Annotated in this window: 5 protein-coding genes, 1 tRNA gene and 1 pseudogene; 3 read left to right on the top strand and 4 right to left on the bottom strand. The window is 32.0% G+C overall.

Annotated elements, in window-relative coordinates; genetic code table 11:
- A pseudogene (locus tag ACJ5GX_RS07160) lies at positions 1 to 116 on the top strand (IS630-like element ISWpi11 family transposase); the annotation flags it as partial.
- Between the two features lie 197 nt (positions 117 to 313).
- Positions 314 to 661, top strand: coding sequence for a diacylglycerol kinase (locus ACJ5GX_RS07155; protein ID WP_007302306.1), 348 nt, complete (start codon positions 314 to 316; stop codon positions 659 to 661).
- 6 nt (positions 662 to 667) lie between these two features.
- On the opposite strand, the gene ACJ5GX_RS07150 is transcribed toward ACJ5GX_RS07155, so the two are convergent.
- The 3 genes from ACJ5GX_RS07150 to ACJ5GX_RS07140 are packed head-to-tail and all read right to left on the bottom strand — an operon-like array spanning position 668 to position 5,477.
- Entirely contained in the window at positions 668 to 1,615 is a 948-nt protein-coding gene (locus tag ACJ5GX_RS07150) for an RluA family pseudouridine synthase (protein WP_007302305.1), read from the bottom strand.
- A complete protein-coding gene (locus ACJ5GX_RS07145) occupies positions 1,600 to 3,411 on the bottom strand; it encodes a coiled-coil domain-containing protein (protein ID WP_052264881.1) in 1,812 nt (603 codons plus the stop codon). The genes ACJ5GX_RS07150 and ACJ5GX_RS07145 overlap by 16 nt, the downstream gene beginning before the upstream one ends.
- A 41-nt stretch (positions 3,412 to 3,452) precedes the next feature.
- Complete coding sequence (locus ACJ5GX_RS07140; protein ID WP_026097260.1) at positions 3,453 to 5,477, bottom strand: ComEC/Rec2 family competence protein; 2,025 nt, start codon at positions 5,475 to 5,477, stop codon at positions 3,453 to 3,455.
- A gap of 96 nt (positions 5,478 to 5,573) precedes the next feature.
- Between ACJ5GX_RS07140 and ACJ5GX_RS07135 the strand changes: the two genes are divergently transcribed.
- A tRNA-Met gene (locus ACJ5GX_RS07135) sits at positions 5,574 to 5,650 on the top strand.
- A gap of 131 nt (positions 5,651 to 5,781) precedes the next feature.
- Here ACJ5GX_RS07135 and tmk read toward each other — a convergent pair.
- Complete coding sequence (tmk, locus tag ACJ5GX_RS07130; RefSeq protein ID WP_007302302.1) at positions 5,782 to 6,399, bottom strand: dTMP kinase; 618 nt, start codon at positions 6,397 to 6,399, stop codon at positions 5,782 to 5,784.
- Between the last annotated feature and the right edge of the window lie 182 nt (positions 6,400 to 6,581).

Raw genomic sequence — 6,581 nt, 5'->3', positions numbered from 1 at the left:
ATTCTCCAGATTTCAACAAAATTGAGCATTATTGGTTTGCTATAAAAAACAGAGCCAGGAAAAACATTCCTCTATTCGAATCCTTTCGTCGTGCTGTTGATTCTGCCTTCCTATGACCTGTTCGGACTATTATGAGAAATGCTATAACTGCCTTGAGCGTTTGTTGAAAGGCTTTGTACTAATTTTCTTGATTCAAACAATATGCTAGACTTTAACTTAAAAATCTTTGTAAGTGATCACGACTGAAAGGTATTTTCATGCATTTTTTACCTGAGTGCAATAAGTGTAATTCATTGAGTTTCCAAAATTGATAATGAAGAAAAGCATTACTCGTCTAATAAAAGCAATTCAATACTCCTGTGAAGGAATAAAATCAGCTTTTGTATCAGAAGTTGCGTTTAGACAGGAGTTACTGCTTTTTATAATATGTGTTTCAACTTTGTTTGTTTTAGATGTAAGTAATTTAGAACGTGCAGTAATGGTAAGTAGCCTATTTTTGGTGTTAATTGTAGAAATTATTAACACTGCTTTTGAAACAACAATTGAGCGTATTTCCAGTGAACAACATATACTTTCAAAAAAAGTGAAAGATCTAGGTAGTGCAGCAGTTTTTCTCTCATTAATTAATTTCTTGATAACATGGATGATAATATTGATATGAATGTTGTTAAGATATATTTTCAAATTCACCGATTAAGACTTGCATGTCTTGTGGTAAATCAGAAACAAATTCTATATATTCTTTACTTTTTGGATGATATAAGCCTAGCGTGTGAGCATGTAGTGCCTGTCTATTGAAATTACGGATAAAGTCAGAGTTTTTAGCATGTTTTTCACTTTTACTACTATTTTTTCCGTAAACTTGATCACCAACTACAGAATGTCCTATGTGGCTCATGTGTACTCGAATTTGGTGTGTTCTGCCTGTCTCTAAAGTACATTTAACCAGGCTTGCTTGCCCTATAATTTTCTTCACTGAATAATGAGTGATTGCTAATTTACCTGCTGTTTTTGTGACACACATCATTTCTTTATTACTGCGTTTTGGAGCAATATGGGTTTTTACTGTTCCTTGCAGATTAGGTAATGCTCCCCAAATTACTGCTAAGTATTCCCGTTTTATTTTACGATTTGATAGCAGTTCAGACAAGAAGCTGTGGGATTGTTCATTTTTTGCAATTACCATGAGTCCACTAGTATCTTTATCAAGCCTGTGAACAATTCCTGGTCTTGTATTTGTATATGGAATTTTGCCAAGGTGAGCGATCACTGCATTCAGGAGTGTATCATTGTTTGTTCCAGCACCTGGGTGTACTGTTAATCTACTTTGTTTACTCAGAACTATAATGTCATCATCTTCATAGACGATATCAAGTTTTATGTCATAATTAGGCTCAATTGATGTGGATATGTCAGGTTGAATGAGATGCACCACATACTCTTCACCTGGTTTTACTATGTGATCATTATTAATTATCGGTATACCAAGTAATTTCACCTGCTCATTCTGTATCAATCTTTGCGCTTTACTGCGAGATATGTTGCATTTTTTAGCTACATAAGTATCTAATCTTAATTTTTTCTCTTCACTACTAATATTTAAAGTCCTGAACATGCTACTTCAAATGCTGCATGAACATCTGGATTCACAAAATCAACTTTTGTACTAGGTTGAATTTGAAGGCCGTCTTGTTTTTTAATGTGGCAAATTGTTTGAGAGCCATCTTTCCAGTAAATTATTATTTTATTATCAAAATTCCGTAGCGTTAACTCCCTCTTTTCTTCTTTTTTATCTTTTTCTTCTAGCTTAATAGACTCTAATAAATAATATAGAAAGCCACTTGCTTTACCGTTAACTTTTTTTCTCCATTCATCCATTTTTTCTTGTTCAGATAATTCTTTTTCCAATTTTGCATTTTCTTGCTCCAGCTCTTTCATCCTTTTTTTTGATTTTAATAATCTATTTTTTTCTATTGCTTTTTTCTCTTCATCTCGCTGTTTTTCAAGAGAAGTAGCAGTAATACTGCCTTCACTGCTATTAGGTTCGGTTGATTGAGTTTGTTTATTCTTTAATTCTTCTAGTTCATCTTTTACTTTTTTTAGCTCTTCCTCTAATTTCTTCCTTATCTTTTCCGCCTCTTTTTTTTGCTTTTCCAACATATCTATAAACAAAGGATCATCACTAACTGTGCTTTCCCCAGATTTAAAAAAGCCAACAAATCTGCTTGGTTCAAATCGCTCAACCTTATCTTCAGCGATTTTAATAGCATTATCTAAACTAGAAAAAATACTTTCAATGTTTAGTGAACTTGCTCTTTTTACCAGCCCTTTAGCTTCACTTAAAATGGGCGAGATTTCCTTGTGCAACTCATCCAAATCTTCTTTGATGTCTTCTCTGACTCTTCGTAGATGAACAAGTGTTTCTTTAATTTCATCATTTGCAGGCTTTAGAAGCTTATTATCGAGTAGACCTTTAACTTCATCTAACTGCTTATCAAGTGAGTCAACAATTTTATCTGTAAAATCAGTCAAGTGCTTATCAAGTAATTTTATCAATCGAGATGTAGAATCATTTTCTTCTTCATCTTTTGTCTTTTTTTCCATTACTGATACAACCCCACCTCTTCTGAATGGAAAGAGAATATCCAAATTGTTAAACTTTTTAACAATATTATGATTATTGTTTATCTCATTGTTTTTTAGCTTGCTGAATGTTATACATATCCCAACAATAGCAATGATACTAGCCAGTGCAACTATGGCCCATTCCAAATCCTGAATATTGGCAAAGCTCAGTCTATTTTGTATTAACGCACCAACTATAATTACAGCACTAATTACATATGGTATGGTAAGAAAAATTGCCTTATTCTTATTCTCTTGTCTTTGATCATCTAATATTTTTTTTTGATTTTCAGAGATTGGCAAAATTATTGAAAAGCTTGCTTTTTTGTGACTTGTAAAACTTAAATTTGGTTTTATCTCTATTTTTAGAGCATTTTCAGCAAGTTCACTTATCTCGTTGTCTTTGCCACCTCTAATTTTATCATTTATTAATTCCTCTATCGGCTTTTTTCCTTCTTTTATCTTCTGCTTATGCATATATCTCATAGCAGAAGAGGCTGCAAAAGTTGTTAAAAGAATAATAGAAACCAAAGTGTAAATTGGCATGAATGTTGGGTTAAAAATATCTGTAATAAAGCTTAAATTATTACTAGTTATTATTATTGCAGCTACATAAGCCAAAGAAAATTGAAGCCAAGTATTTACAGCTGCTATAGGTAGAGTGTTACTTACGGAATATTTCTTTGCTGCATGCCATAATCTAGGGAAAAAACCAATAGCATCATCTATTTTGGCAAAATTATGATCTACTTTAACACTTAAAGGATTTATTATATCTAAAGGCATAAACTTCCTAGCACCTAATTAATTATATACTAATAACACTTTTAAAACAAGTTTTTTGGCTTATGCCAAGGACGATTAGAACGGACTTTGCTAACCTTTATGCCACTATTTGCTAGCCAAACAGAGTGTGTGCCATATGCCTCTAAGTCAGAGTATTTGATGATTTTAGTATTGCAAGCTGGATAGTTAAACTTGCTTAACTGAATTACTAGATCGACATTGTTACAATTTTCTAAAATATCTTCTCTTTTATGAGCTAGCAACACTGACTTATTATTTCCTTTATTATATGTACAGTCATAATCATTACATTTTAGCCTTTTGTTTGAATTACTGAATTTAGTGTGATTCAAAATTTGATTCTGCCCGTTTTGTTTAGCCCATGTTTTGACAACAAAGTTCCTATTTTTCCTAGTAAGAGAATATAGTAAACTGTCATCTTCTTTTACAGCAAGATTATCAATACTGACCAGGATGTCAGGGGTTCTATACATAGCGCTAGAGAAAATACCCAGCACAATAAAGAAAATTCCAAAAAAACGCCAATTCCTTTCCCACAAGCATAGCCACAATAACCCAAGTGTTATTATAATAATTGATGAGCCAGGAAAAGTGCGAGTGGGAATAACCAAATACTGAAGACTAGCGATTGCATTTGTTATACACAAGATACTGTCAATTGGGCGCTCTATAAATGGCGCTATAATCCATTCAATACCTAAAGGAATCAATAAAACATAAATTATTCCAAGTGGAATAATAATGAGTGTAACTATTGGTATAGCAATCAAATTTGTGATAATGCCACTGATTGAAAAATAGTTAAAATTGTATATTGTGTACGGAACAGTTGCTAAACTTGCTATGACTGAGCTGATCATTATCGACACAAAATATTTTATTATTTTTATTTTGAATAACTTATTAGCATTGATCTGATAGCTGGCAACTAGTGCCAAAACAGCAGAAAATGACATTTGAAAACCTGGCTTTAAGATTGCTTCTGGCTCCACTATGAGTATCACCGAAGCAGCAAACGCAATTGCTATTAATCCTCGATATTTCCTTTCTATGATTATTGCAACAAGTACCAAGATCACCATGATGTAGGCACGCTGAGCAGAAATTTGCATACCGGTAATCAACAAATAAAAGGTAGTTGGCAAGATAGTAAAGAATGCAGATATTTTTTTAGTGTTATATTTAAGAGTCAAAGTTTCAGATATTGCAAATAAATTACGGAATACTATAAAAAATAGACCAGCAACAAACGATAAATGTAAACCAGATATAGCGAATAAATGTGCTATACCTGAATCTCGTATCGCATTCATAGTTTTTTGATCTATCCCGTCTTTTTTGCCAATTAATAATGCAGAGATTATGTCCGCGTGTGGCTTTTTGGTATTTTGCTGTAGGTTTTCATAGATATATTGACGGAAAGATTCTATATACTCTTGAAATTTTCTTGCTTCAGCCTTTTTGTACAGGACTATTTTGCTTGTTGCAAAGCCTGTTGCACTTATTTTCTGATAATATGCTATTCTTGCAAAATCATATGCATATTCCGAAGGCGCAATTTTTGGAGGAAAGAGTTTTGCTGATAATTTTACTTGATCCCCTATTTTAATGCCTTCTTCCGCTTTTGTTTTAACTGATATTCTGATGTTATCCAGCTTGAACTTCGTGTTTTTTATTTCATAAAGCAAAAATTGTTTATATGAGCCCCTATCGTTAATATCCTTCACTGTAGCAACAATATCTTTCACATACCTTTCCTTATCAAGAATATGAGTATTAACTGAATCTGTTCTGAATTTGCTGGCTGTAAATCCTATGAGCACTGCAATTAAAGAAATGCATAATATTGCGTATTTCCTGTATAATATTGCAATCAGAATTAGTATAGGTGAAAGCAAGAGAAAAATAGATATAGTGAAAGCACAGCTTGGTTCAAAATTTAATGAGAAATAGGTTAAAATTCCTGCACACTGAAAAATAGGGAACCACAATATCAAGTTATATTTTTCATTGCACAGATTGTTATGTATATAATTTACTATCATGTTAAGAAAGGTTAATAGATATATAAATATATGTAATAGTGTGATTTTATTCTTTTATTTATTATTATTACGCATATAATAATAAATAAGCAACGACGCGGGATGGAGCAGCTCGGTAGCTCGTCAGGCTCATAACCTGAAGGTCGTAGGTTCAAATCCTACTCCCGCAACCATCTTTCAATTGTACAAATATTGCGATTTCTTTTATTATAATAGCAATGTTATTTCTAACTCAAAGCTTGTTTTTGACCTGTAGGCTCAATCGTAACATTCAGTAAAAAACTCAGGGTATTTATTGACAAAATTATAGCGGCTGCATGCCTTTTTTCTTTTTTCTTATTACATCAATAATTTCACTATACACTTTATTGTTGTCTTTATCTGCAATTCCAGTAATAACATTACATCTATTAGATTCTTTTATAGCTATTTCTTGAAATCCTTTTCGAATTTTATGATAGAAATCAATGCTCATTTCTTCATACTTATTTTTATCCTTTGCTCTGCTGAGTCCAACTTGAACATCAATATCTAAAATAAATGTGATATCTGGATATTTAATTTCCACTAATTTGTGTAAGTCTCTTATTAGACTCAAGTCAACACCTAGTCCATACCCTTGATACGCAATAGTTGAATCGATAAATCGATCACAAATAACTGTCTTTCCCTCTTTAAGAGCTGGTAGTATTAATTCTTTCATATGTTCATATCTCATTGAGGTAAATAATAAAAGTTCAGAGATGGGATCAATATTATCCTTAAGTAGTGATCCTCTTATTTTTTCTGCAAAATCAGTACCACCTGGTTCTCTAGTCAATACGACATTATTTTCACCGTGAATTTGCTTGAAATAATTTGCAAGTAACTCAGACTGTGTTGTTTTACCAGAACCATCTATTCCTTCGAAGGTTATGAACATAAATTTTATAATTACAATGCTAAATGCAAATAGTGTACATAGAAACCATTTGACATTTAAGCAATAAGATCATAAATTATATACGGTATACAATTAAAAATGGGCAAATGTTAACCGTCAAACAACAAAAGAAAAATTTAAAATTACATGCAAAAAATTAAAAAGAATTGGAATTGAAAAAA

The organism is Wolbachia endosymbiont of Tuta absoluta (assembly GCF_059414725.1).
This window is presented reverse-complemented; position numbering and strand designations above follow the sequence as displayed.